This window comes from Stenotrophomonas sp. STEN147 (genome assembly GCF_056757995.1).
This window is the reverse complement of sequence record NZ_JBRRCG010000001.1, coordinates 56,156-78,925: the sequence shown is the minus strand read 5'-3', so window position 1 is coordinate 78,925 and position 22,770 is coordinate 56,156. Positions and strand designations below refer to the sequence as shown.

General features: G+C 63.3%; 22 protein-coding genes, 5 tRNA genes and 1 riboswitch. Of the genes, 18 read left to right on the top strand and 9 right to left on the bottom strand.

Annotation, left to right across the window (positions count from 1 at the left end; translation table 11 throughout):
• Positions 1-53 precede the first annotated feature (53 nt).
• The 14 genes from kdsB to ACVOKU_RS00360 all read left to right on the top strand — a co-directional run bounded on the left by kdsB (position 54) and on the right by ACVOKU_RS00360 (position 14,494).
• On the top strand, positions 54-827 hold the full coding sequence (gene kdsB / locus ACVOKU_RS00425; protein ID WP_481558756.1) for a 3-deoxy-manno-octulosonate cytidylyltransferase: 774 nt from the start codon (positions 54-56) through the stop codon (positions 825-827).
• Positions 824-1,312, top strand: coding sequence for a low molecular weight protein-tyrosine-phosphatase (locus ACVOKU_RS00420; protein ID WP_065175871.1), 489 nt, complete (start codon positions 824-826; stop codon positions 1,310-1,312). The genes kdsB and ACVOKU_RS00420 overlap by 4 nt, the downstream gene beginning before the upstream one ends.
• Positions 1,309-2,721: a hypothetical protein gene (locus ACVOKU_RS00415; protein ID WP_481558755.1), complete on the top strand. Its 1,413-nt coding sequence runs from the start codon at positions 1,309-1,311 to the stop codon at positions 2,719-2,721. Before ACVOKU_RS00420 ends, ACVOKU_RS00415 begins: the two co-directional genes overlap by 4 nt.
• Positions 2,718-4,562, top strand: a complete 1,845-nt coding sequence (gene uvrC, locus ACVOKU_RS00410) for an excinuclease ABC subunit UvrC (RefSeq protein WP_128990399.1) — start codon at positions 2,718-2,720, stop codon at positions 4,560-4,562. The genes ACVOKU_RS00415 and uvrC overlap by 4 nt, the downstream gene beginning before the upstream one ends.
• Positions 4,563-4,580: 18 nt before the next feature.
• Positions 4,581-5,210, top strand: a complete 630-nt coding sequence (pgsA, locus tag ACVOKU_RS00405) for a CDP-diacylglycerol--glycerol-3-phosphate 3-phosphatidyltransferase (RefSeq protein ID WP_053519958.1) — start codon at positions 4,581-4,583, stop codon at positions 5,208-5,210.
• A 113-nt stretch (positions 5,211-5,323) separates the two neighbouring features.
• Positions 5,324-5,399 (top strand) — tRNA-Gly (locus tag ACVOKU_RS00400).
• Positions 5,400-5,577: 178 nt separating this feature from the next.
• Positions 5,578-5,653 (top strand) — tRNA-Gly (locus ACVOKU_RS00395).
• A 155-nt stretch (positions 5,654-5,808) separates the two neighbouring features.
• The gene (locus ACVOKU_RS00390) at positions 5,809-9,120 is read left to right on the top strand and encodes a hypothetical protein (RefSeq protein WP_481558754.1); all 3,312 of its coding nucleotides are present in this window, start codon (positions 5,809-5,811) and stop codon (positions 9,118-9,120) included.
• A 55-nt stretch (positions 9,121-9,175) separates the two neighbouring features.
• A tRNA-Gly gene (locus tag ACVOKU_RS00385) sits at positions 9,176-9,251 on the top strand.
• 155 nt (positions 9,252-9,406) lie between these two features.
• Positions 9,407-9,482 (top strand) — tRNA-Gly (locus ACVOKU_RS00380).
• Between the two features lie 67 nt (positions 9,483-9,549).
• Positions 9,550-9,623, top strand: a tRNA-Cys gene (locus ACVOKU_RS00375).
• A gap of 424 nt (positions 9,624-10,047) precedes the next feature.
• Entirely contained in the window at positions 10,048-12,492 is a 2,445-nt protein-coding gene (locus ACVOKU_RS00370) for an nSTAND1 domain-containing NTPase (RefSeq protein WP_481558753.1), read from the top strand.
• A 201-nt stretch (positions 12,493-12,693) separates the two neighbouring features.
• The gene (locus ACVOKU_RS00365; RefSeq protein WP_481558752.1) at positions 12,694-13,560 is read left to right on the top strand and encodes a tyrosine-type recombinase/integrase; all 867 of its coding nucleotides are present in this window, start codon (positions 12,694-12,696) and stop codon (positions 13,558-13,560) included.
• A 577-nt stretch (positions 13,561-14,137) separates the two neighbouring features.
• Positions 14,138-14,494 carry a hypothetical protein gene (locus ACVOKU_RS00360; RefSeq protein ID WP_481558751.1) on the top strand — a complete coding sequence of 119 codons (357 nt, stop codon included), beginning with the start codon at positions 14,138-14,140 and terminating at the stop codon, positions 14,492-14,494.
• A gap of 73 nt (positions 14,495-14,567) precedes the next feature.
• On the opposite strand, the gene ACVOKU_RS00355 is transcribed toward ACVOKU_RS00360, so the two are convergent.
• The 3 genes from ACVOKU_RS00355 to ACVOKU_RS00345 all read right to left on the bottom strand — a co-directional run bounded on the left by ACVOKU_RS00355 (position 14,568) and on the right by ACVOKU_RS00345 (position 16,026).
• A complete protein-coding gene (locus ACVOKU_RS00355; protein ID WP_481558750.1) occupies positions 14,568-14,771 on the bottom strand; it encodes a hypothetical protein in 204 nt (67 codons plus the stop codon).
• 131 nt (positions 14,772-14,902) lie between these two features.
• Positions 14,903-15,340 (bottom strand): hypothetical protein, encoded by a 438-nt coding sequence (locus ACVOKU_RS00350; protein WP_368865203.1) that lies wholly within the window; start codon positions 15,338-15,340, stop codon positions 14,903-14,905.
• Entirely contained in the window at positions 15,337-16,026 is a 690-nt protein-coding gene (locus ACVOKU_RS00345) for a hypothetical protein (RefSeq protein ID WP_481558749.1), read from the bottom strand. Before ACVOKU_RS00345 ends, ACVOKU_RS00350 begins: the two co-directional genes overlap by 4 nt.
• 601 nt (positions 16,027-16,627) lie before the next feature.
• Here ACVOKU_RS00345 and ACVOKU_RS00340 point away from each other — a divergent pair.
• Positions 16,628-16,897 carry a hypothetical protein gene (locus tag ACVOKU_RS00340; RefSeq protein WP_074901152.1) on the top strand — a complete coding sequence of 90 codons (270 nt, stop codon included), beginning with the start codon at positions 16,628-16,630 and terminating at the stop codon, positions 16,895-16,897.
• Here the strand turns inward: ACVOKU_RS00340 and ACVOKU_RS00335 are convergent.
• Both ACVOKU_RS00335 and ACVOKU_RS00330 read right to left on the bottom strand, forming a co-directional pair.
• A complete protein-coding gene (locus tag ACVOKU_RS00335; protein ID WP_481558748.1) occupies positions 16,894-17,973 on the bottom strand; it encodes an alpha/beta hydrolase in 1,080 nt (359 codons plus the stop codon). The two genes, ACVOKU_RS00340 and ACVOKU_RS00335, sit on opposite strands and share 4 nt — an antisense overlap.
• 73 nt (positions 17,974-18,046) lie before the next feature.
• Positions 18,047-18,541 carry a DUF6265 family protein gene (locus tag ACVOKU_RS00330; RefSeq protein ID WP_197600445.1) on the bottom strand — a complete coding sequence of 165 codons (495 nt, stop codon included), beginning with the start codon at positions 18,539-18,541 and terminating at the stop codon, positions 18,047-18,049.
• A gap of 133 nt (positions 18,542-18,674) precedes the next feature.
• On the opposite strand from ACVOKU_RS00330, the gene ACVOKU_RS00325 reads away from it, so the two are divergent.
• Positions 18,675-19,508 carry an AraC family transcriptional regulator gene (locus ACVOKU_RS00325; protein ID WP_065175878.1) on the top strand — a complete coding sequence of 278 codons (834 nt, stop codon included), beginning with the start codon at positions 18,675-18,677 and terminating at the stop codon, positions 19,506-19,508.
• A gap of 4 nt (positions 19,509-19,512) precedes the next feature.
• On the opposite strand, the gene crcB is transcribed toward ACVOKU_RS00325, so the two are convergent.
• On the bottom strand, positions 19,513-19,905 hold the full coding sequence (crcB, locus tag ACVOKU_RS00320; protein WP_481558747.1) for a fluoride efflux transporter CrcB: 393 nt from the start codon (positions 19,903-19,905) through the stop codon (positions 19,513-19,515).
• Positions 19,906-19,986: 81 nt separating this feature from the next.
• Positions 19,987-20,050, bottom strand: a riboswitch (Fluoride riboswitch).
• Between the two features lie 22 nt (positions 20,051-20,072).
• Complete coding sequence (locus tag ACVOKU_RS00315) at positions 20,073-20,474, bottom strand: hypothetical protein (RefSeq protein ID WP_053520302.1); 402 nt, start codon at positions 20,472-20,474, stop codon at positions 20,073-20,075.
• 111 nt (positions 20,475-20,585) lie between these two features.
• On the opposite strand from ACVOKU_RS00315, the gene ACVOKU_RS00310 reads away from it, so the two are divergent.
• Both ACVOKU_RS00310 and ACVOKU_RS00305 read left to right on the top strand, forming a co-directional pair.
• The gene (locus ACVOKU_RS00310; RefSeq protein ID WP_312553486.1) at positions 20,586-20,795 is read left to right on the top strand and encodes a helix-turn-helix domain-containing protein; all 210 of its coding nucleotides are present in this window, start codon (positions 20,586-20,588) and stop codon (positions 20,793-20,795) included.
• Positions 20,796-21,144: 349 nt separating this feature from the next.
• Complete coding sequence (locus ACVOKU_RS00305; protein WP_019337197.1) at positions 21,145-21,381, top strand: hypothetical protein; 237 nt, start codon at positions 21,145-21,147, stop codon at positions 21,379-21,381.
• Position 21,382: 1 nt separating this feature from the next.
• On the opposite strand, the gene ACVOKU_RS00300 is transcribed toward ACVOKU_RS00305, so the two are convergent.
• Positions 21,383-22,429, bottom strand: coding sequence for a 4Fe-4S dicluster domain-containing protein (locus ACVOKU_RS00300; RefSeq protein WP_481558746.1), 1,047 nt, complete (start codon positions 22,427-22,429; stop codon positions 21,383-21,385).
• Positions 22,426-22,713: a hypothetical protein gene (locus ACVOKU_RS00295; RefSeq protein WP_053520310.1), complete on the bottom strand. Its 288-nt coding sequence runs from the start codon at positions 22,711-22,713 to the stop codon at positions 22,426-22,428. The genes ACVOKU_RS00300 and ACVOKU_RS00295 overlap by 4 nt, the downstream gene beginning before the upstream one ends.
• Between the last annotated feature and the right edge of the window lie 57 nt (positions 22,714-22,770).

Sequence of the window (22,770 nt, the reverse complement as noted above, 5' to 3'; positions counted from 1 at the left end):
CAGGCGCCGCTGGCCACATTCCCGTTGTAACGAGCCTGCCGAGTACCGCCCGCATGACTGAATTCGTCGTTGCCATCCCCGCCCGCTATGCCGCCTCGCGGCTGCCGGGCAAGCCGCTGCGCCTGCTCGGCGGCGATCCGCTGGTGCTGCACGTGGCGCGCCGTGCGTTGCTGGCTGGCGCGCGCGAGGTATGGGTGGCCACCGACGATCAGCGGATCACCGACGCACTGGCGGACCTGGGCGAAGTGAAGGTGGCGATGACCGCCGCATCGCATGCATCCGGCACGGATCGCCTGGCCGAGTGCGCGCGCATCGCCGGCTGGGACGACGACACCGTGGTGGTGAACCTGCAGGGCGATGAGCCGTTCGCGCCGGCGGCCGGCATCCGCGCCGTGGCCGAGGCGCTGGTCGATGGCGCGGCGCCGATGTCGACCCTGGCTACGACGGTCGAGGACGCCGAGACCTTGTTCGATCCGAACGTGGTCAAGCTGGTGCGCAATGTGCGCAACGAGGCGCTGTACTTCAGCCGCGCCCCGATCGCCTGGCACCGGGACGGTTTCGCGCGCAGCCGCGAGGCCCTGCCCGAAGGCCACCAGTGGCTTCGTCACATCGGCATCTACGGTTACCGCGCCGGCTTCCTGCAGCAGGTCGCGGCGATGCCGCCGGGCCGGCTGGAGCAGATCGAAGCGCTGGAGCAGCTGCGTGTGCTGGAAGCCGGCTTCCCGATCAGCGTCGCCATCTCGCCTGAAGCGTTTCCGCCTGGCATCGACACCCCGGAGGACCTGGAGCGGGCCGAGGCGGTGCTGCGGGCCATGACCCCGCAATGAAGCTGCTGGTCGTCTGCCTGGGCAACATCTGCCGCTCGCCGATGGCCGAGGGGGCATTGCGCGCGCGCCTGGAGGCATCCCCGTTGGCTGGCCGTGTGCAGGTTGATTCGGCCGGCACCGGCGACTGGCACGTGGGCGAGCCGCCGGACCGGCGGGCGATCGCCTGCGCAGCCGGCCATGGCGTTGACATCAGCGGGCTGCGTGCCCGCCAGCTGCGCGCCGATGATTTCCAGCGCTTCGACTGGATTCTCTGCGCCGATGAGGCCAACCTGCGCGATGCCGGGCGCTTGGCCACCGCGCAGGAGCGCCAGCGCCTGGCCCTGTACCTGCCATGGTCAGGCGGGCAGGGCGCGGCCGCCATTCCGGATCCGTATACCGGTGGCAGCGATCATTTCGAGCAGGTCTGGACCCTGGTTGACCAAGCGGCAGAACGTGCGGTGGCACGACTGTTGCATGACGTCGACTCCGGCATAATCAGGGCATGAACGCCCAGCCTGTCCCGGACCTGCCCGAGTTCGCCACCTGGCTCAATGCCACCCCCTGCACCCTGGCGGAACTGCGCGGCCGGCCGGTCGCGCTGCTGTTCGTCAACGCTGCCTCTGCCTGGAGCGCACAACGCCTGGCCGAGTTCGGCCAATGGCTGTCGCGCCATCCGGGCAAGCTGCAGCCGCTGGTATTGCAGGTGCCGCGCTTCGACTTCGAGCGCGACGCCGATGCCGCGTTGAAACTGCTGCGCCGCCAGGGCCTGACCGCCCCGGTACTGCTGGATGCGGATTGGGACGGCTGGCGCCGTTTCGGCGTCACCGCGTGGCCGACCCTGATCCTTCTCGATGCGCAGGGGCGCGAGCGGCAGCGGCTGGTCGGGCAGGGCGCTGCGGGCGAGCTCGAGCGCGCGCTGAACGCACTGTGCGAGGGTGCACCCTCGGCCCCGCCGCGCGGTGGCAACGAGCTGCACCCCGAGCCGCGGCATGCGTTGCGCTTTCCGCTGGGCCTGGCGGTCAGCACCGAGCGCCTGTACATCGCTGACAGCGGCCATCACCGCATTCTCGAATGCAGCCATGGCGGCCGCGTGCTTCGCCAGTTCGGGCTGGGGACCGCGGACTTCATGGATGGCAATCTGGCCGAGGCCGCCTTCCACAGGCCGCAGGCACTGGTGCTCGAGCGCGACGCCCTGTACGTCGCCGACACCGGCAACCACGCCATCCGCCGGATCAACCTGTTGACCGGTCTGGTCGACACCCTGTGCGGCAACGGGCGCCCGGGCGCGCCGGTGGAAGGGCCTGTCGCCCAGCCGCGGCAGGTGCCGCTGGATCATCCGGTCGGCCTCGCCATCGCCGACAACCAGCTGCATATCGCCATGGCGGGTGACAACCGTATCTGGAGCTACCACCTCGGCCAGCGCAGCCTGCACTGGCGCGCAGGCAGTGGCGCGATCGACGAGCGCGACGGCAGTGGGCATCTGGCTGCCTTCGCGCAACCCACCGCGCTTGCCGTCGTACAGCAGGTCCTGTACGTGGCCGATGCGCTGGGGTCTTCGATCCGCGCGCTGCAGCTGCGTGGGGATCTGGTGCAGACGCTGCTCGGGCAGGGCACATGGCGCTTCGGTGAAGCCGACGGCCCGCGTGCCCACGCCAGCCTGCAGTTCCCGCAGGCGATTGCGCTGAGTCCGGGCGCACCGCTGCTGTGGATTGCCGATACCGGCAACGGTCGCCTGCGCACGCTGCGCCTGGGCGGCGGCGAACTGACCACACAACCGTTGCCACGGCGCCTGCATGGCCCGGCCGGCCTGGCCGTGGGCGCGGGCGCGGTGTGGATCGCCGAGACCGACGCGCACGCCGTGCTGCGTTTCGACCCTGACAGTGGCGTACTCAGCGAAGTACCGATCAGCGAATGACCGACGTTCCCGTCCCGGCCTTCGACGGCAAGGCCTTCGCGGCCCAACTCAGTACCGCCCCCGGGGTGTACCGCATGTACGCCGCCGACGACACCCTGCTGTACGTCGGCAAGGCACGCGCGCTTCGCAACCGGGTGGGCAGCTATTTCAATGGCAGCCCGAAGAACGCGCGGATCATGTCGATGATCTCGCAGATCACGCGGATGGATGTGACTGTCACGCGCTCGGAGGCCGAGGCGCTGCTGCTGGAAAACCAGCTGATCAAGTCGCTGGCACCGCGTTACAACGTCTCCCTGCGTGACGACAAGACCTACCCGCACGTGCTGCTGACCCGCGAGGAATGGCCACGCATCGCCCTGCACCGGGGGCCGCGTGCGATCCCCGGCCGCTATTTCGGGCCGTATCCGGGTGTCACCGCGGTGCGCGAGACGCTGAACCTGATGCACAAGCTGTTCAAGCTGCGCAGCTGCGAGGACAGCGTGTTCCGCAACCGCTCACGGCCGTGCCTGCAGTACCAGATCGGCCGCTGCAGTGCCCCCTGCGTCGAGCTGGTACCGGCAGGCGAGTATGCCGAGTCGGTGCGCCGCGCGGCGCTGTTCCTGGAAGGCAAGAGCGATGAGCTGACCCGGGAACTGGGTGAGCAGATGCAGGCTGCCAGTGAAGCACTGGAGTTCGAGCAGGCCGCGCGCCTGCGTGATCTGATTTCGTCGCTGCGCAGCATGCAGACCCGCCAGTACGTCGATGGCCGCGCCGCCGACCTGGACGTGCTGGCCGTGGCCATGCAGGGATCGCAGGCCTGCGTGCTGCTGCTGGCATTCCGCGATGGGCGCAACCTGGGCACCCGCCCGTTCTTCCCCCGCACCAATGGCGAGGACAGCCCGCAGGAAGTGCTGGCGGCGTTCGTCTCCCAGTACTACATCGAGTTCGAGCCACCGCGCGAGATCCTGCTGGATCGCGAGATTCCGGATGCCGATCTGCTGATGGCCGCGCTGTCTGCTTCGGCCGAGCGCAAGGTGCAGCTGAAGTGGAGCGTGCGTGGCGAGCGCGCCGGTTATGTGGAGCTGGCCAGCCGCAACGCGCAGCTGACGCTGGCCACCGAGCTCAACAGCCGCAACGCGCAGCACGTGCGCAGCGAAGCCCTGCGCGAGATGCTGGGCCTGGCCGAGCCGGTCAAGCGCGTGGAGTGCTTCGACATCAGCCACACGCTGGGTGAGGCGACCGTGGCGTCCTGCGTGGTTTTCGATGCGGCCGGTCCGGTGCGTGCCCAATATCGCCGCTACAACATCAGCGGCATCGAGCCGGGCGACGACTATGCCGCCATGCGTCAGGCCATCGATCGCCGCTTCCGCCGTGCCGTGGAAGAGCAGGGCGTACTGCCCGACGTGCTGCTGATCGACGGTGGCGCCGGCCAGCTGGCGCAGGCGCAGGCTGCGCTGGCCGACCTGGGCGTGGAGGGCGTATTGCTGGTGGGCGTGGCCAAGGGCGTGGAGCGCCGCGCCGGTCATGAGGCGCTGGTCATGCCCGACGGCCGCGAGCTGCGCCCCGGTGCCGCCAACCCCGCTCTGCAGTTCATCCAGCAGGTGCGCGACGAGGCGCACCGCTTCGCCATCACCGGTCACCGCGGCCGCCGGCAGAAGGCGCGCATGACCAGCCGGCTGGAAGACATTCCGGGCATCGGCCCGCGTCGTCGCGCCAGCCTGCTGAAGCATTTCGGTGGGCTGGTCGGCCTGAAGGCAGCCGGTGAAGCGGAGATCGCCAAGGTGGAAGGCATCAATGATGCCCTCGCGGCCCGTATCTACGCTAACCTGCACGGGTTGGCCACGCCCGATGCGGCCGATTAGAGAGAGAAGCGCGCAAGCATGAAGTTGACCCTGCCCACCTGGCTGACGCTGTTGCGGATCGTGATGATCCCGGTGCTGGTGCTGGTGTTCTACCTGCCCTACACCTGGACCAACTTCGCTTCGGCGGCGATCTTCGGCTTGGCCGCGATCACCGATTGGCTCGATGGCTGGATCGCCCGCCGCTATCAGCTGGAATCGGCGTTCGGCGCCTTTCTCGACCCGGTGGCGGACAAGTTGATGGTGGCGGTGGCGCTGTTCCTGATCGTGCAGGGGCATCCGACGCCGTGGATGGCGTTCTGGGCCGCCGTCATCGTTGGCCGCGAAATCGCGGTCTCGGCATTGCGCGAATGGATGGCCGAGCTTGGCCAGCGTGCCAAAGTGCGGGTGGCGATGATCGGCAAGGTGAAGACAACGGCGCAGATGGTCGCGCTGCTGTGCCTGCTGTACTCCGTGGCGCCCAGCGTGGCGGTCGAGGACATCTGGATGGGCTGGCCGATCTTCCACATCGGTGACTGGACGCTGGCCATCGCGGCGGTGCTGACGCTGTGGTCCGGCCTGCAGTATCTGCACGCGGCCTGGCCGAGCCTGCGCGAGGACGAGCGTGCCGCACGCGAGCGCTCACGACAGAAGAAGCTGGGCAACGGTTGACCCGCGGCAGACCGGATGCCCATCCGGGTGCGAAGCGCGCTGGTTGCTGGATGCGCGCGGTTGAAAAAAGGCCTTGACGCCCCTTCCAGAATGGGTAGAATTTCGCCTCCCAAGCGGGAATAGCTCAGTTGGTAGAGCGCAACCTTGCCAAGGTTGAGGTCGCGAGTTCGAGTCTCGTTTCCCGCTCCAGATTCTGAAAGAGAGGCCTCTGGCCTCTCTTTTTTTATGTCGTGCCGGCCCTGGATTGCCAGGCTTTCCGCTCATCCGAACCTGAACGGAAAACGGGAATCGCCGACAAGATTTCTGTTGACGCATTGCTGCAATCTCGACACAATAGCGCTCCTTCGACGCAGGTCGAACGGAATCTGCGGGAATAGCTCAGTTGGTAGAGCGCAACCTTGCCAAGGTTGAGGTCGCGAGTTCGAGTCTCGTTTCCCGCTCCAGATTCAAGAAAGAACGCTCCCGCAAGGGGGCGTTTTTCGTTTCGGGTCAGGCCGGACGCTCCTGCCCGCCATTGCGGACCGGGCCGAATGGATATCATCCGCTGTAGTCGTCGGGGTGACGCAGGGAGCGGGGCAAGGGCTGGCAGATGGAGGCTGTGCACGAAACCAGGCAGCACGGTGGGCAGACCGCCTACCGGGCGTACCGTGATCGGATGCTGGAGCGTTGCCGGGGACGATCCGCGGGTGCGTTCCACGACGACATCGACGATGAGCGGACGGATGACCGGCCCGAAGCACCGCGCAACCGCATCCGTGGCTTCCGCATCGCAGTGGCCGATGCGCTGCGCGGGCAGGACCCGACTGTGGTCACCGAGGAAGACATGGCGCGCCGTGCGCTGGGCATTCCGGCGGACATCGCGCTGCATCCTGGCAAGGGCCGCGGGTGGCCGCTTCTGGTGCAGGTGTTCATGCCGTTCCCGTGGGTGCTCAGGTACGTGCGACACGCGCTGTCGCGGATCCGGACGTTCGAGGGCCGCCAGTACGTGTACTGCCAGTTCCACGCACGGCTGTTCCTGCATGCGGAAGCACGCATGTACAGCCGCAGCCTGGACATCGCCCTGCGCCGCTTCGAAGCCACGTCGTGGGAAGAACTGCGGGCGCTGCAGCTGCGGGATGCCGGCTGGCTCATCGCTGCCCATCGCCTGGGCCTCCGTCGGCTGACGGACCTCGACCGGTGTGCTGGACGGTCTGAAGCGCCTGGATGGTTTGCGCGGTGGATGGTGGATGAAGGCATCATCCAGCACAAGGAAGAGCTGCAGTGGCTGCAGTCCGCGCACACCGCGCACAGGGCATGGAGCGTCGGCTGGCGGCCGCGGCGAACGCAGCGCGAGCCGGTGCGTTCCGTTGTGCGCCAGCTGATGCTTGCGGGCGTTGCGCGGCCGCACCTGGCGCGCCTTCATGATGTCGACCTGGAAGAATCTGATGCGGCGCGTCTGGCCGCGAATCTGACACTGCTGGCCGGTGCCGGCATTGCGCCGGTGCACGAGGTATTCGATTCTGCACGTGATCTGTTGTGGCGCACGCCGACGAAGACGTGGGCCTGGGTACTGGGGGCAGCCGGCGCATGCACACCGGCAGATATCCACACGCTGCGCGGCTACCTGGGGTTTCATGCTCCACCCCCTGACTGGATCGCCCATCATCTGATCGCACGTGGTGCAGGCCTTGATGCACTTGCCACTTGCTGTCGGTTGCTGGCCGAGCTGAGCGATGATGCCCCGGCCGAAGATGTGGAGGCCGCCATCGACCTTCTCCTGGCAGCACCTCATTGCCTCGACTTCACGCAGTTGGGCGCCTGCGGCCAGTATCTGCGACGGCCCGACCGGCTGGATCGATTCCTGCAGGTGCTGCTTCGCCATGATCTCGGTGCAGCGGGCCACGTTGTTGCGTTCCAGGCCTGCTATCGCGTCGGTGACGCCGATCGCCTGGACGCGTGGTTGACCCTCATTGCGGGGCGCACAGCGGGCATGGACGTCGATGTCCTGGTCGAATGGGTGGGTCGAATGCTTGCACAGGGGAGCCTGGACGCATTCCAGTACCTGCATTCGGCCATTGCGCCTGCTGATTTTGCAGAGCTGCGGAAGCTGGAAGTGCTGGCGTCCCTCGGTCCGGGACTGCTGCGTTACCTGGTTGAAGACAAAGGCCTGGATTCGGTAAAAGCGCTGCGCGACTGGTACTTCGCTACCCGGGGCCTGCACGGGGTGACCTGGTGGGGCGGCAGCGATCCCGAACTGTGTCGGCTGCTGGCGGATGACGCCTTCCAGCGCCACAACTTCGGCTTCATGATGCAGAACCATCGATGCGTCCTGGAGGTGGTCGAACGACGGGCGCACCAGGTGATTCCGCGCCCGCAGAGAACCGTCGACACAGATGCCATGGCGCGCTACTACGATGCGCTGGCCACGCAGCGTCGCGAAGAGATGGCGCGCCTCCTGCCGCAGTTGCCCGCGATGCTGGAGGGAACCGGCGGACTTCTGCTCGCATCGGTCCTTCGCGCAGGCGCAATCTCGACGACAGCACTGCAGGACAGGCTGGGCCAGTTGCAGCCCGCGGTCGATCAGTTGCTGGCCGGGCAGGGAACAACGTCAGTCGAGCTGGACGAGGTGGATGCGGAGCTCATTTCGATGGTCTACCGCACGTCCGTGGATGTTGTCCGTGGCAGTTGGGCGGCGGCACGCGGATTCCAGTCGCACCTGGATGGATGGAGGCTGGAGCCGTTCCATCCGATGGCCTGGCAACGCTCGATCAGAAAACGCACAGGCGTGCTGGAGCGCAGCAGCCTGCTGGCGCTGAAACGTGCCAGCGAACATGCAACGCGGTTCCAGCACGGCGCGGATGAGGGGCCGCGAACGTTCCGTGACCTGCGATCAAAACGGCTGCGGGATCCCGCGCGGGATCCGTGGTCGGTCTCCGCCCATCTCGGCCTGCTGCTGGCTGCCGCAGGCAATGATCCAGAGATCCTCCAGTGGCGGCGCAGCGCCTTCAGCGAAGTCGCCAGCATGCCGGAGGACGGTGCGCAGACCAGCGAGTACCTGGAGCAGCTGGATCGGTTGTTCAACAGCGCATTGCCGGATGCCCTCGACGAACATGCGCAGCGTTTTCTGCATAGCCTCGCTCCCGATGACGCCGCGCGGCTGCTGCAGCGGCTGCTGCCGCCATCGCCGTCCGCTCACACTGCGGTACCGGTCATGTCACTGGATCAGGCCTTCGCGCAGATGCGCAAGCACGTTCTGGATGTCTGCCTGCGCTGGGTGAAGCGCGAGAAGGGCAGGTATGGCCGCCCGGACCCATCCGGATCGTGCACGCATCTGCAGGCGATGTTGACCAAGCACCCGGCGGCGTACTTCGCCAAGCATGCCGCCAATCTATGCTCACGCGATCGCGCTGCGATGTGGCAGGAGGCGCGTCACGCCCACCTGGTCGTGTTCGATCCGAGGCAGCGACGATTGGCGGGCATGGCCATGGTGAACATCGAGGTCGTGCCGTCCCTGCACGCTTCCGGCAGCTGCCTCATCATCCGCGCGATCAATCCCATGGAAGACATGCTTGCGACGCATTGTCTCCGGTCCATCGTGGAGTCCTTCCTGGACATCGCCATCCAGATCGCAGAACGCAACGACCTGGTTGCGGTACTGATGCCCTGGCACAACGGGGCCCATCTGTTGTCGAACCTTCCCGGGATCGAGAAGTACCTCGAGAAGCAGTACCTGCAGAAGGCCCAGGCGGCACCTGCAGACCGGTCTGGCGAGCTGATGGCCAACAACGACCTGCGCCGCCGGCCCCGCAAGGTGCAGGCCAGATTCTCGGCATTCGAGCAGGGAATGGAGATCGTCGGGACGCTGTATGCAATCTGGCAGCGGGCCCCGGCCGATCCAGCCGCGCGTCGCACGCCATCGGAAGACGGTTGACGGCGTGAAGGAACTTCGACACAATAGCGCTCCTTCGACGCAGGTCGAAGAATCTGCGGGAATAGCTCAGTTGGTAGAGCGCAACCTTGCCAAGGTTGAGGTCGCGAGTTCGAGTCTCGTTTCCCGCTCCAGATTCTACAGGGCCCCGGTTGGGGCCTTGTTTTTCTCCCGCACTTGGCAAGGCGGGGCCCGTTGAGCCACAAGGCTTCTCGCGCAGTCAGAAAAGTGAAATCAAGTGTGAAATCGCTGGTGTGAGTTCCGGGCTTCCGGTATCATGACAGCATACGCGGGAATAGCTCAGTTGGTAGAGCGCAACCTTGCCAAGGTTGAGGTCGCGAGTTCGAGTCTCGTTTCCCGCTCCATGTTCCGACAGGCCCCATCGCGGGGTTTTGTCATGTCAGGGGCTCCATTCCTGGCGCGCAGTACGTTGGCCTCATGGCAGAGTGGCTATGCACCGGATTGCAAATCCGTTTACAGCGGTTCGATTCCGCTTGAGGCCTCCAAATAAGCCCCTGATTCGTCAGGGGTTTTTCTTTGCCTCGCGTTTGGCGAGGGGCTGCGAAATCCCCTGATTTGGGCCTGAAATCATCGCTCTGCCACCGGTTTTCGGGTGGCAAACTCGCGTTAACATGTGTGTAGTGCGTTTACACGAGATGTTGCTGGAGTGGTCGCTTAGCTCCTGATGGCAGTTGGATCGCAGGATCAAGCTAGGCGAAGGGGAAGGGGGGCTTGAATGCGCGACAGTCGCAACACCATCCCGCCTTACGAACCTCGCGAATCTTTGCGACCAGCGCCACGGGCGTCCACTCCTCGTGTCGAGTGGTGGGCTGTGTAGGGTCCTGCACCCCTGAGCAGGCTTTCCATGCGTATGGGATAGCCGGTTCTCGAAATTCGCTACACTCTGCGAAAAAGGAGGGGGGGGCAGTGATGGAAGAGATCTATAGAAATGAACTTGCTGTGGCTAGGGGTCTCGCATCTGACGCAGAGTCGTTGAATTATTTGACATCAATTCTGCGATCTTTGTTGCAGGTGATCGCAATCAGTGCGCTTGAGGTCTCCCGTCAGGCCACCCCAGTTGTCAACGGCGAGCTAGATATCAAACGGTTTGTGGATAGGTTCGCGAACCCGTCTGATGGACTGCCGGTAGAGGTCCTTGATTACGTTGTACCAATCATTCGAGCCGGCGTCTCTCGGACTTTTATGAGTGGCTGGTTCGAGCGGAATGGTGCAAATGAAGCTCCCCTTGTCAACTCACTGCGAGAATGGGTTGAGTTTCGTAACGGTAGGCCCGGGCATGGCGTTCTCGATGCATCCATGACATCCGACTGGGCAGAAAGAACCGCGACTCTTATTGAACGCCTAATCGACTGCGCTGAGCAGTCTCTCCCGGCTACAAGCGCCTCCGGATTAGTCGTAAATGTTGGAGACAGTATTTTTCCGGTAACCACTCCGCTGCTGATAGATGGTCATGCCGTGGTTGTGCGTGGAGTAGTAGCGCGTAAGGGCATCTGGCGCCTTAAGTTACAATTGCTTTCTTGGTTACTGGCAAGAGAATCGGTCGTTGATTTGCCGCCGTCTACGATTTTCGCCCAGGAAGATCGCATTGCTGAGCGGTTTAAATGGAAGGAGGTTCGGCGGCGAGATGGTAACAAGCTCGTCCTCAATAACATCCCTGTTCGGCAGACTGCAAATTTTGTGGGGCGGCAAAAGGAGTTGGATAAGCTCTCAGAATGGATTCGTGAGACTGGGCAGTGGAATACTTGTTTGATTTATGGCGACGGTGGGTTCGGTAAGACGACGCTTGCGCTCGAATTCTTCAATGGACTATTGGACGGGAACGCTGCGGAGGATGCGGCGCTCCCTAGTTTGATTAGTTTCTACACGGCCAAAAGGACGAAGTGGACTGAAGAGGGACTTGTCCATTTTCGCGGAATATCTTCTGCGATGGAGGATGGGTTGCGTGAGCTTATGTACGCCTTTCACTCGGCTCTAACTCGCGACTGGTTCACGCTCTCTGGGCAACCGCTCATAAATAGGGTAACCACAGAGCTTAGAGCCCAGACTTTCGCTCGAGATGATGTTGTTTTAATCATTGATAATACTGAAACGCTTGCTACATCTGCGAGCGAGGCGCAGGATCTTGCCGATTTTCTTGCGAGCGTTGCAAAGACTGTCGGAAGGGTCGTAATTACCTCACGACGCCGAGAGCTAATGGCCGCTGTGCCGATTCAGGTCAGTCAACTCTCGGATGCTGATTCGCTTCTGTTGATTCGTCAGCTTGGAAGTGAGTTGGGGGCACGCGCGATCATCCAGGCTGGAGAGCCGCGTCTTCGTCAGGCTTGTGTGCAAATGATGCATAAGCCTTTGTTAATCGACACGCTGGTTAGGTATATCGCAAGGTCCGGCTCAGGTATCGATGACGGTCTGAATCATATTCTAGGGCGGACAAGCGATCAGTTGTTAGAGTTTCTGTATGAGGATGCTTGGGAAAGAATGGATTCGGGATCCAAGAATGCTTTCATGGTTCTCGTTCTCCTGGCGACGCCGCTAGATAGCAAGTCCGTGAGCGATGTGTGCCGCGAAACGGAGGTGCTTCATTCTGAGTTTCTTGTGAGTTTGGAGCAGACTTATTTTGCCGGAATCGTTGACCATGGTGATACTTACGATCTTGAGATCGTAGAGCTGGCCAAAAAGTTTTTCCTTAAAAAGAAGATGGATATTTCTAGCGAAACCTCGAGTCGTCTAGAGGGGATCGCCTTTAAGGTCGATAAAGCGGCCAATGAGAGGTTTGAGATAGAGAAGAATTATCGGCAAGATCGAGTTGTAGATGCATTTCAGAGTGATTATGCAAAGGCGGCGAAGGTTGCCTTTATGAGGCGGGACTATAACGCTGCGAACGATTCCTTCGAGCTCGCCCTGCTTGATGAGCCCCTGAACGCAGCGTTGCATGAACGATATGCCTCGTTTCTGCTTCGAAGCCTGGGAAAGGCGAGCTTAGCATTGGAGCCGGCGATCAAGGCAACGCAACTCGCCCCCGAGAGTAATGATGCCTGGCTTACATTGGCGCTAGTGCGTTACAAGCTTGGTGATTTAAACGAAGGCGATCAAGCGATAGAAAACGCGCACAAGTACGGAAAGTCAGTCAATCTATGTCTGTTGCGTAAAGCTATAGCTAGATATCATTTTGTACGCAGTGATTCAACTAATCCTCATTCATTAGCTCTGCTGGATGAAGCCGCTGGATTCATAAATATTTCTCTGCGCGCACCCGCATCCAAGGACTACTATGAAAGGAAAAATCGAGCGGAGGCCGAGAAGTATGCCGCACTCGTCAGATCTCTTGGGAAGCAACTGCGTCGCAAAAAGAATTAGTCCCGCCATAGGTGGTTCGCCGTTGAGAGTCACCCATCGCCATCATCTGGGCGATCCATACTGTGGTGTTCTAAAAGAGCATTAAAAGTCGACGTCTGTCGCCGTTGCCCATCTGTCGATGGCTTGAATTGAAGAGTGTGCTGAAAGTAGGTTGAAATTCTTTCAATACTGAAATGTGGGATTAGGGGGTTTTGGGTACGAATGGCAACTAAGAGACAACGGGGCCTCTCCTGGCAGTACACGATCAAGCGTGCGGGCCTGCTGCCTCAGCCTGTGTATCTGAGCTTCTCCTCGGAGGCAGAGGGCGACGAATACGTCAGACGCCTGGAGGCGATTCTCGACCGTGGCATCGTGCCGGAAGAGTTAACCAACACCAAGGCGGCGGCAAAGGATCTTCGTAGCCAGGTGAGTGAGTATCGGGGCGCGCAGCACATCTCTGTGGATGATGAGCAGCTGCTGCCGGTGCTGCTGTCTCGACTGCCCATCGGCATCACGCTTCCGCAGCTCACCTTTACCTGGGCGACCGAATGGGTCACCACGATGAAGCGCGAGCAGAACCTCGCGCCTTCCACCATCCGGCATTACGTCGGGGCGTTGTCGCGGGCTCTCGATTGGCTGGCTGCTCACGGTGCGCTGCCCATGAATCCCCTGCGTCTTCTGCCGCGTGGCTATTCGACGTACACGCCTGACGACAAGGTGGCCGTGGCGAAAATCGAAGGGCACGCGAAGACCGACCAGGAGCGTGATCGCCGTCTAGAGCCTGGTGAGGAAGAACGCATCCGCGAGATCCTTGCCGGCGCAAAGCCGCCCGGGCGGCAGCGGCCGCTCGACCTGCCGCAGCGGGAGGCGCTGATACTGATGTTCGACATGGCGCTTGAAACGGCCATGCGCATGCGCGAGATCTACACGCTAGAACGCAGCCAGCTCGATGTGGCGCGGCGCACGATCTTCCTGGACAAGACCAAGAACGGTAGCAAGCGTCAGGTACCCATGACTTCGGTACTGCTGGCTAAGCTTGCCGCGTATGGGGGTCCATCGGGGGCGGGCAGGGGAGAGGGAAAAAGTTAGCGGTACGCCGAGCGCTGGTGTGCGGCCAGGCTCTATCCCGATCTGCCCCTGCGCCAGGCGGTTGCCCGGCTGACCGACAGCACCCCGATCCAGCCCGAGCCGCCGCTGCCCGGCCTGCCGCCGACGCCAGAACAGCTCCAGCAGGCCCGGCGGTTGGCTGAGGCGGAGGTGAAGGAGCTGGAGCGGGTCAAGGAGGCGCTGGAGCCACGCAAGCCACCAGCTGTGACCAAGCCAAGGGCAAAGACGAGACGAAGGCGTTGGTAAGGGCAGGGCGCGCCTTGCCGCGCGAGGTGTAGCATCTGTCGATCATGGTATGGACTAGGGGCGATCAATGGACTGGGTGATGCTCATAGGGACGGCAGGAAGTCCTGGAGGCGCGGCAGTCCCACCGGGGGGGGTGGCGTGGGGTGCGCTACTCGGCATCGTAATTGGCTGGATCCTGAAGACGGCCACCGATGTGTTCATGGAGCATCGGCGTCGGCGAGAAGCGGCAGAGGCTAGACGCGAGCAACGATTTGACGCATTGCGCAGCCGGCGCATAGAGGCCGAACGGGCGAACCTTTTGGCACTACAGCCAATGGTTACTGATTTCATGTTGGCTGGAGCGTACTGCTCACGTGCGCCGAGACATGTAACGGATCAGGGCGATTTAGTTGGCGCCGAGTTTGAAGACCAGCGCGAGGCGATGCGTCTTCAGTCAGCCGCCATGATGTCCATACGTGCGAGGCTGCACGATCGTGAGATTGCAGTGCTGTTAGGTAGGCTTACACTCGGCGGACTGCAGGCGGTTCAACAGCCCCATCCGACGGAGAGCGTTGCTTATTGGGAGGGCATCATCCCGATGGCCCAAGAGGCCCACAATGTCATCGGCGCTGCCATTCGTCGATTGGAGGACGAGTCGATCCAGCTTGTCGCACCGCCTGTACAGAGTTGAGCGGGTGGCGGCTTGGGTGTCGAATTCCGTAAGCTATTGATAGAATTATGGTGTTGTAGGATTGCAAATCCGTTTACAGCGGTTCGATTCCGCTTGAGGCCTCCAATTGAAAAGCCCTGACTCCGGTCAGGGTTTTTTTTTGTCTGATGTTTGGTGGTGCCACCAAGGCGGCGTGGGATCTGCGCAGCCAGATAACCGACTGCTTGCCGCAGCTGACCTCCGCCTGGGCGACCGAGTGGGTCACCACCTCGACCGACATTCGGCGCGCGGTGCGCATTCATTACCTGCAGAAGCTCGTCTTCGGTAGCAAGATGTACCCTGCTGTAGGCATCAAGCAATCGGCTGGAGCAGGTCCTTGCGGTTGAACATCACGACGTTTACTGATGCAGGCGATCCGACCTCCGTGAGCTAGGGAGTTTTTGTAGGAAGCTCACCCGCAACAGGTTTCAGAACTCCTTGCTCGAATGACAGCGGAATTTTCAGTTCGCCAGAAGGTGTTGAAATCCGAAGAGTCAGGAACTGCGCCGTTGATGTGCAGGAAGACGTAATCCTATTGAACGAAGAAAGCTCAGGTATCAACGCGTTGACGGCGTTGAGCTGAACCGAGGAAACGGACTTTCCGTCGATCTTCAACTCGGTGAGGCGAGCTGGCCGAGGTGATTCAATCGTCAACTCAAAAGTTGAAGTTCCGCATTTCAGGCGATGTTGAGATGTATAGCTGGAGGCCGAACCCCCGTCCTCGAGCCGGATCTCTCTAAGGTCAGGTCCCTGCGCTGCAGCGTGAGCCCAACCTGCCGCGCTACCCATCGCAAAAATCAGAATGGTCCATGGCGCCTTGGCTCTCATAGATTGCTCCCCAACGTCTCCGCGTCACGATCATTGAAGTCGTACTCGCGTGTTACCCCGTCTGGGCCGATGATGTAGTGACGGAAAGTCTCTGGATTCATGCCATTGTCGCGCAACAGGTCGGCCGCGGCCCAGTCCCCGCCACCGTATGGTACGCCGTCGACAACCCGGTTGTCGGAAGGATATTTGTTGACCTCGAGTTCCTCGGGGTCGAATGCGTTTGCCGGATGTGAGTGGATGATGCCAACCACGTCGCTGGCCTTGATTCCCGCATCTCCCAGCGGGAGGCTCAACTGATCCGGTGCATTAACCGCTCCATATGTCAAAGCCGTCGCCTTGATCTCACCCGTCGCCGGATCTCGATAAAGCACGGCGCCAATCTCTTGGTTCAGATAGCCGGGATCGGCCTTGATCAACGCTTCCACGCTTCGAGCCACCGTATCGACCGCCCCGTCAATTTCCTCATATGGGGTCAGCGACGAACCGCCGCCTCCGCCATCTCTATCGCCGGGATTGGGGAAGGGGTCGTAAGGATCTGTAAAGTCTGGTGGACCGATGTCCGGCCAACCGTCGTCTCCAGGTGGCCGGACATCAATCGGTGGCAGATCGGTCGTGTCTACCTGCGCACCGCCCGAGATCAAAGCCAGTTCTTCTGACGACAGGGGGCGGATTCCGTCCTTTGACATGGGTAGCTCCTTCTAACGAAAGCGACAGGATCAACGTGTGGGCGATGATTCGGCGAGGCGGAGGGCTAGTCTGATCTGCAGCACTCAAGCAAGAACGGTGCAGTGGGTCTATCACCCCCGGCCATTCAAGGGTTGGTTCAATATTTGTTCATTTCTTAAGCGACTCCGCGCCGAACCTCTTGGTCCGGGCGCCGCCCTGCCGCAGCCCCCATCTGCGAAGCAGTGCCCGTTCTGCGGCACACACTGGACGCGCAGGTACTGGCCAACCCCATCGCGTGAGACCGCCCGATGTCGCCGAACGGGGTAGGTGGATATCTGGTGTTGCCGGATCCGGGACCGATGGCAGCTCGACCCGGGGGCGCGAACGCCAGGGGCGAGTCAGGCTGGACCCTGAAATTCGCGGGAATTGCTGATTTCGTCAAATGACCGGTGCCGGTCAGGGCTTTTTTTGCGCCGTCACCGCGCGCCGCCAAGCGTGCCTGACATCCAGTCTCAGCGGCCTACGACATGCGAAGGGGGTATGGTCAGTGCAGAGGCCTTCGGGAGCGGCAATGGCAGGCAGCGACACTATGGCGAGTGGCAGACAGGCGGCGGATCGGCGATGAGCAAACCCGCAACGGAAGTACGCTGGCTGACATTCCGGCTGATGAACGGACAATCGATCGGCCCGGAGCGCCTGCGCGACGGCTGGAGCACTGCTTCGGAAACCCGCCACTGCGGGGTCCGGCGCGAGGCCATCGAGGGGGCAGGTGTGGTCTACGCGCTGTACGGGCCTGCCAACCTGGCATCGCCGCGTCGTGCCGAGATGCGCATGCGTGAGTTCCTGATGAGCAGCGGCTACACCTTCACCATGGGCACGCTGGGCGGCTAGCGCATCGCGGCAGCCTTCAGGGCCGTGACCACCTGTTCTCCGGAGAAGCCACAGTGGCCCGTGCCTGCTGCGGGCAGTACGCGCGGCAACGGCGTCGCACCCGCGTGCGCGGCCAGTTGCGGATAGCGTTCCTGCATGCGCGGTGCGATGGTGGGATCGTCATTGTTGAACTGAATCACCAACGGCCGCTTCAGCGCGCCGGTCAATCCGAGTGTTTCGCGCACACGCGCCTGTGCTGCGGGAACGGCGGCGATGCGCTGCACCCCTGCATTGAACGCGACGTCATCGCCGAATCCACGATAGACGACGCCGATGTTGCCGACTGGCATGCCGCCGCTGCGCGTGGCCAGTTCGTGCAGGACCAGGGCGTGCAGGCTGATCGTTCCGGGCAGCGCATCGGACGCGACCTGCAACTGTGTGGCCAGCAGCGCAGCGGAGTGCGGCGCGCGTTGCAGGGCGTTGGCGATGCCTTGGTACAGCTCGCCCTGTGGTACCGAAGCGGCTTCGCTGGATGCCAGGCCAGCAGCAGGCAGTCCTTCGGCATGCGGGAAGAAGTAGTCGAACGCGACCACGGTGGTGAGCAGGTCGCCGGCCAGCTGCTCGCCTGACAGGTTGGCGCCGCATAGCGAAACACCACCGGCGTAGTGGGCCGGATGCCGTTCGAGACTGGCTACGGTCACCGCACCGCCCATCGAAAAACCGAGCAGCCAGGTATTGCGCACGCCCTTCAAACCGGCCAGCGTGTGCTGACGCAGGCGTTCCACATCGTTGATGGCATCGGCCACCGCCCACCCCTGGCTCGCGTAGGCGCTCTGTGCGACCGCGTAGCCGGCCGCCAGCAGAGGTGCGGTTGCCTCGTTGGCGGCCATCGGCGATTCGCGTGGCGTGCCCACCGGCTCGTAACCGTGCGCCAGCATCACCAGATCGCCGTTCCAGTCCGCAGGGATGTCCAGGCGCCACGGCGCACCCTGCAGCTCGCCATTGAGCATGCGTGGCGGGGCGGGCGGCGCCGCCAGCAGCGGAACGGAAGGCAACGCCAGGGCCAGTGCCAGGGTCAGTCGGAGAAGGGCACGCATCGTGTTCATCCGGGCAGGTGATACGCCGAGCATAGAACCGGCCGCGGTGCCGTGCCCGCTGCAATGCGTCAGGTCAGGGGGGCATCACCGGCCCGCCGCAGGCGACGCGGTGCATCGGAAAATCCATGGCCTGTGCCGGATCGTCCTGTGCGATCTCGATACGTGCGTGCAGGCGCTGCCCAGTGATGCGGCGATAGGTGATCCGTTGCGGGAAGTCATTGGCCGGATTCTCGAAGACGACCTCATCGGCCTCCACCCGGACGGCACTGAAATCAGTAGCGTTGCGCCCGGAGGGCAGCGCCGTGAACACCAGCCGCCCATCGTCGTGCTGGCGCAGCTGCATGAACTCGAAACCCACGGTGCGCCCGTCGCGCAGGCTGCGGCTGCTGCCGAACATCGTTCCGCCGGCCACGGTGGACCACTGCTCACCGGCTCCAGGTGGCTGCCCGTCCAGCTGCCAGCAGCCGGAGAGCCAGCCGAGCTGTTCAATGTCTGCGGTTGCAGCGGCGTGCGCATGGGCGGCGAAAAGCAGCAGAGGCAGCACGGCGCGGGCGATCCGGTTCGACATCGTGGGCTCCATGCGCGGGACGGTGGCCCCTGTATAGCGCCGCGCAGCGCCGGCGGCCAGCGCCGCACACAATGACGCCGAATTCGATACGATCTGCAGGTTCCTCCCCCTTCTGCTTGCCCTGGAGTCCGACATGGTGGATCGCCTCGCCGTCCTGCTTGAGCGTTTCGCGGTCACTGCGTCGGTCTTCCACGCCGGTGCACTGTGCGGCATCAACAGCCTGGAAGGGGAGGACGAAGCCGGCCAGCTGCATCTGGTACGGCGTGGACCGGTGCAGGTCAGCCATGGACAACAGACCGTGCAGGTCGAGGTGCCCAGCTTGCTGCTGTATCCGAGGCCGATGCCCCACCGTTTCCAGACCGACCCGCACCTCGGCGCCGACATGGCCTGCGCCAACCTGCATTTCGAAGGCGGCCGGCTCAATCCGATCAGTGCCGCATTGCCTGATTTCATCTGCCTGCCACTGGCGGACCTGCACGGCAGCGATGCGGTGCTGGAAATGCTGTTCGAGGAGGCGTTCGAGCAGCGTTGTGGCCGTGCGGCAATGGTCAATCGTCTGTTCGAGGTGGTGATGATCCAGGTGCTGCGGCAGCTGATGGAAGGCGGTGAGATGCGCGGCGGTCTGTTTGCTGGCCTCGGTCATCCGCGCCTGCGTCTGGCATTGGTCGCGATGCACGAGGCGCCGTCGCAGGCATGGACGCTGGAAGACCTCGCCGACGTCGCAGGAATGTCGCGCAGCGTATTCGCGGCGAGCTTCCGTGAGGCGATGGGCACCACCCCCGGCCAGTACCTGCAGGGCTGGCGCGTAGGCCTGGCGCAGCAGGCCCTGCGACAGGGCCGACCGCTGAAACGGATTGCCGACGAGGTGGGCTACGGCAGTGAAGCGGCGCTTTCGCGTGCGTTCAAGGCGCACACCGGGCAATCGCCCCGGCAGTGGCGGGGGCAGGTGCGGACCTCGGCAGCCTGAGCGTTCAGCCCAGCGCCAGGCGGGCCAGCTTCATGCCCACGAACAGGCCGGCCAGTCCCAGTGCGATCGATCCCCCTGCATACAGCGCGGCCAGTCCGTGCTGCCCCCGTTGCAGCAGCAGGCCGATCTCCAGCGAATAGGTGGAGAAGGTGGTGTAGCCGCCCAGGATGCCCGTGGTCAGCAGCAGCCGCAGCTGCGGCGATGCGCCGTTGCGCAGGGCGAAGGCCTCGACGACCGCCCCCATCAGCAGGGCGCCGCTGATGTTGACCAGGAAGGTGGACCAGGGCCATGGACTGCCGACGGCGACCCGCGTGCCGATCAGGTTGCAGGCATGGCGCAGGCAGGCGCCGGCGCCGCCTCCCACGAAGACCAGGACGTAGTTGTTCAGTGCTTGCATGGCGGGCCTCGAGTACGTGTTCGCAGATGCGGAGGCGAACGCGATGGCGGGCACGGCCTGCCATCGACGAACGCCCGGTTCGTCACAGCAGGAGCCATCAGCCATGCCTGGCGGTTATCGGGGGAGCCCCATCCCCATCGGTCACCATGCTACCAGCGCCGACCCGGTCAGGGCAGGGAGGTCATCACCACGCGGGCCACCCTGCTGCGGCTGACGCCATCCATCAACAGTTCGAATGCCAGCAGATCCAGTGCCGCGTGGCGCCGGTGGTCGATCTCCAGGCCCTTCTCGGCGACCAGCACGCTCACCAGTTCATAGGCATCCTGCCAGACATCCAGGTGCGCTTCGCTGGGCATGTAATAGCTGGTGCGTTCGCCGACGCCCCGCCCATGGATGCCGTACAGCAGTTCGCGTGCATCCAGCTTGGCTGCGTCGGCGATCCGGAACAGCTGTTCGGCCTTCACATGTGAGGGGCTGACGTGGTCGTTGAGCCAGTTGCTGATGGTCGCCGTCGTTGAAGCGGCGGCGCGGGCCAGATCGGCCGGGCGTGGGTGCCCGGCTTTCTTCATGGCAATGGCGAGTCGTTGGCCGAGAGTATTCATCTATGCAAGCCAGCTTAACGCGTGGAAGCGAAAGAATCCTTGCCGCAAGAATAAGTCTGGTTAACGACAGGACCGACCATGACCGACTTCTGGAGCAAACGGCAGGTGCGCACGCGCCTGGGATTCCAGACCGACGCCGAGCTGGCGCAGCTCTTTGGCATAACGCGATCCGCCGTGTCGCAATGGCCCCAGGAAGCGCCCATTCCTCCATTGCGACAGTTCATCCTCCACCAGCGCCATCCCGACCTGTTCCCTTGGGCTGAGGCCTCTGAAGACGAATCAAGCTAGGTTGCGTCTGCAAATGTCGTATTTAGCACGCTTTGCGGTATGTGTTAAGCATGCTTATCAATATAGGGAAAATTGATCGAAACCCGCGTTGCGATTGATCGCGCCACGAAGCTGCCTTGGCGACGGAGGCACCACGGCGTCGGGATCGGCCCCTTCTTTTGCCTGTGCCGATCACAGACCGTTATGTGAACGATTAATAATTTCAATCGAAAAAGTCGCCGCATGTAATTGACCTGTCGTGAAATCTGTGACTAATTGAGGTCAACCGGTCGTGAAGCCCGGGAGTCTTTCAGCACGCAAGTGAGTCGGTAGACCGTCAACGATGCAGGACAAGTCCAACGGAGGTCGTATGGAATACGGCATGCATGGCTTGGCTGAACGGGTACGCCGCGAACTGGAAGCCAGCTATCACAAACACGGATGCGGCCCTGCCTTCTGGGACACGTACCAGCAGGTGCTGGACCGCCTGGTCCCGCAGGGGACCGAGCGCACGGAAGTGACCAATGAAATGGCGCTGATCATCGAGCAGCTCGGAATCGTACGGCGTGCCCAGCTGGTGCCTCCGCACGCCAACGGGTCGCGCTGATTCAGAGCAGGTGCCAGGCGCCAGCGCTCAGCAGCACCAGCAGCAACGATGCCAGGACCACGGTTCGCGGTCGCCACCCGCGCCGCGGCTGCCCTGCCATGGTCTGCGGGCTGCAGTAGCGGATCAGTCCCGGGCCGAAGCCGGCCCGGGACTGCTGCCGTTCGCAGGCATCCAGGCAGGCGCCGCAGGCCAGGCAGTCGGCCTGCGGGCCCTGGCGGATGTCGAGCTGCATCGGGCAGGCGTGGAGGCAGGCCGCGCAATCGGTGCAGTCGCCGAGGCGGTCGGCGCTGAAGGTGGGCATGGGGCCGGCCAGCCATGGGTGCGCGGCGCGGAACACGTAGTCCTGCGCGGAGGTCGGATCGAGCAGGCCGCGACCGCGGCCGATCACCCCGCCAAGGCCAGCGGGCCGGGGCCCGCGGGGTTCGCCGCGGCGCGCGTCATACAGCATCCGGGGGGTCTGGGGGTCGACCAGCAACGGCTGTGCGCGCGCGAAGGGGCACAGCGAACGGCAGACCTGCTCCCGCAGGAAACCGGCGTTGCCCCATGTGGCTGCCGCGTAGAACAGCACCCAGAAGGTTTCCCAGCCACTCCAGCCGCCCTGGACACTGGCGGTGACGAGGCCGGTGATCGGGGTGAACAATCCCACGAAGGTGATGCCGGTCCATAGCGACAGCAGTAACCATGCGGCCTGCGTGGCAGGACGCGCCAGGGCGCGTGGCAGGCGTTGGGCAAGAAAGCTGTCGATCAGGCTGAACGCGTAGCTCCACACTGTCTGCGGGCAGGCATGGCCACACCAGATGCGGCCGGCGAGGTGGGTCAACAGCGCCAGTGCCATCGCCAGCGCCAGCAGCAGGCCCAGCAGCAGGCCAACGTCGTCGGGCCACAGGGTCCAGCCGAACAGGTCGAAGCGACGTGCGTCCAGGTCCAGCAGCAGCGCCTGGCGGCCGTCCCAGCGCAACCAGGGCAGCCCAAGGAAGCCAACCAGCACACCGAGCCGCAGTGCGCCACGCCATCGCCACGGTGGGGAAGGGGGCCGTAGTGCGTTCATCCCAGAGGCAGCTCATCATCTGCGTCTGCCGGCATCGGCCGCAGCAGATATCCGGTGATCGCGCTGGACAGCGCCGTCACCGCCCAGAACATGAAGAAGCCGACCGTGTAGCCGAGTTCGCGACTGATCGCCGTGCCCGGAAAACTGATGGCCTGAAGGCGCAACGGGTCGACGAAAGCGAAGAACACCACGCTGGCCAGCCCGGCGGCGATGAAACTGGGCCAGAGGATGGCGCCCCAATGCTGGATCAGGCGCTGACGCGGGGACGAAGTGGGTGTATTCATGCGGTCGCGGGTCGGGAAGGGGGCGGCGCGTATACTCCGCCATGGCTGGCGCAGCAT

Excerpts from the sequence above, each read along its gene's own strand:
- ACVOKU_RS00365 (WP_481558752.1), top strand. The coding sequence starts at position 12,694 with ATGGCAACTAAGAGACAACGGGGCCTCTCCTGGCAGTACACGATCAAG.
- ACVOKU_RS00325 (WP_065175878.1), top strand. The coding sequence starts at position 18,675 with ATGGTGGATCGCCTCGCCGTCCTGCTTGAGCGTTTCGCGGTCACTGCG.
- ACVOKU_RS00360 (WP_481558751.1), top strand. The coding sequence starts at position 14,138 with ATGGTTACTGATTTCATGTTGGCTGGAGCGTACTGCTCACGTGCGCCG.
- ACVOKU_RS00315 (WP_053520302.1), bottom strand. The coding sequence starts at position 20,474 with ATGAAGAAAGCCGGGCACCCACGCCCGGCCGATCTGGCCCGCGCCGCC.
- ACVOKU_RS00420 (WP_065175871.1), top strand. The coding sequence starts at position 824 with ATGAAGCTGCTGGTCGTCTGCCTGGGCAACATCTGCCGCTCGCCGATG.
- ACVOKU_RS00350 (WP_368865203.1), bottom strand. The coding sequence starts at position 15,340 with ATGAGAGCCAAGGCGCCATGGACCATTCTGATTTTTGCGATGGGTAGC.
- ACVOKU_RS00345 (WP_481558749.1), bottom strand. The coding sequence starts at position 16,026 with ATGTCAAAGGACGGAATCCGCCCCCTGTCGTCAGAAGAACTGGCTTTG.
- ACVOKU_RS00330 (WP_197600445.1), bottom strand. The coding sequence starts at position 18,541 with ATGTCGAACCGGATCGCCCGCGCCGTGCTGCCTCTGCTGCTTTTCGCC.
- ACVOKU_RS00310 (WP_312553486.1), top strand. The coding sequence starts at position 20,586 with ATGACCGACTTCTGGAGCAAACGGCAGGTGCGCACGCGCCTGGGATTC.
- ACVOKU_RS00340 (WP_074901152.1), top strand. The coding sequence starts at position 16,628 with ATGAGCAAACCCGCAACGGAAGTACGCTGGCTGACATTCCGGCTGATG.
- ACVOKU_RS00305 (WP_019337197.1), top strand. The coding sequence starts at position 21,145 with ATGGAATACGGCATGCATGGCTTGGCTGAACGGGTACGCCGCGAACTG.
- ACVOKU_RS00415 (WP_481558755.1), top strand. The coding sequence starts at position 1,309 with ATGAACGCCCAGCCTGTCCCGGACCTGCCCGAGTTCGCCACCTGGCTC.
- pgsA (WP_053519958.1), top strand. The coding sequence starts at position 4,581 with ATGAAGTTGACCCTGCCCACCTGGCTGACGCTGTTGCGGATCGTGATG.
- ACVOKU_RS00355 (WP_481558750.1), bottom strand. The coding sequence starts at position 14,771 with ATGCGCACCGCGCGCCGAATGTCGGTCGAGGTGGTGACCCACTCGGTC.
- ACVOKU_RS00370 (WP_481558753.1), top strand. The coding sequence starts at position 10,048 with ATGGAAGAGATCTATAGAAATGAACTTGCTGTGGCTAGGGGTCTCGCA.
- uvrC (WP_128990399.1), top strand. The coding sequence starts at position 2,718 with ATGACCGACGTTCCCGTCCCGGCCTTCGACGGCAAGGCCTTCGCGGCC.
- kdsB (WP_481558756.1), top strand. The coding sequence starts at position 54 with ATGACTGAATTCGTCGTTGCCATCCCCGCCCGCTATGCCGCCTCGCGG.
- ACVOKU_RS00295 (WP_053520310.1), bottom strand. The coding sequence starts at position 22,713 with ATGAATACACCCACTTCGTCCCCGCGTCAGCGCCTGATCCAGCATTGG.
- crcB (WP_481558747.1), bottom strand. The coding sequence starts at position 19,905 with ATGCAAGCACTGAACAACTACGTCCTGGTCTTCGTGGGAGGCGGCGCC.
- ACVOKU_RS00300 (WP_481558746.1), bottom strand. The coding sequence starts at position 22,429 with ATGAACGCACTACGGCCCCCTTCCCCACCGTGGCGATGGCGTGGCGCA.
- ACVOKU_RS00335 (WP_481558748.1), bottom strand. The coding sequence starts at position 17,973 with ATGCGTGCCCTTCTCCGACTGACCCTGGCACTGGCCCTGGCGTTGCCT.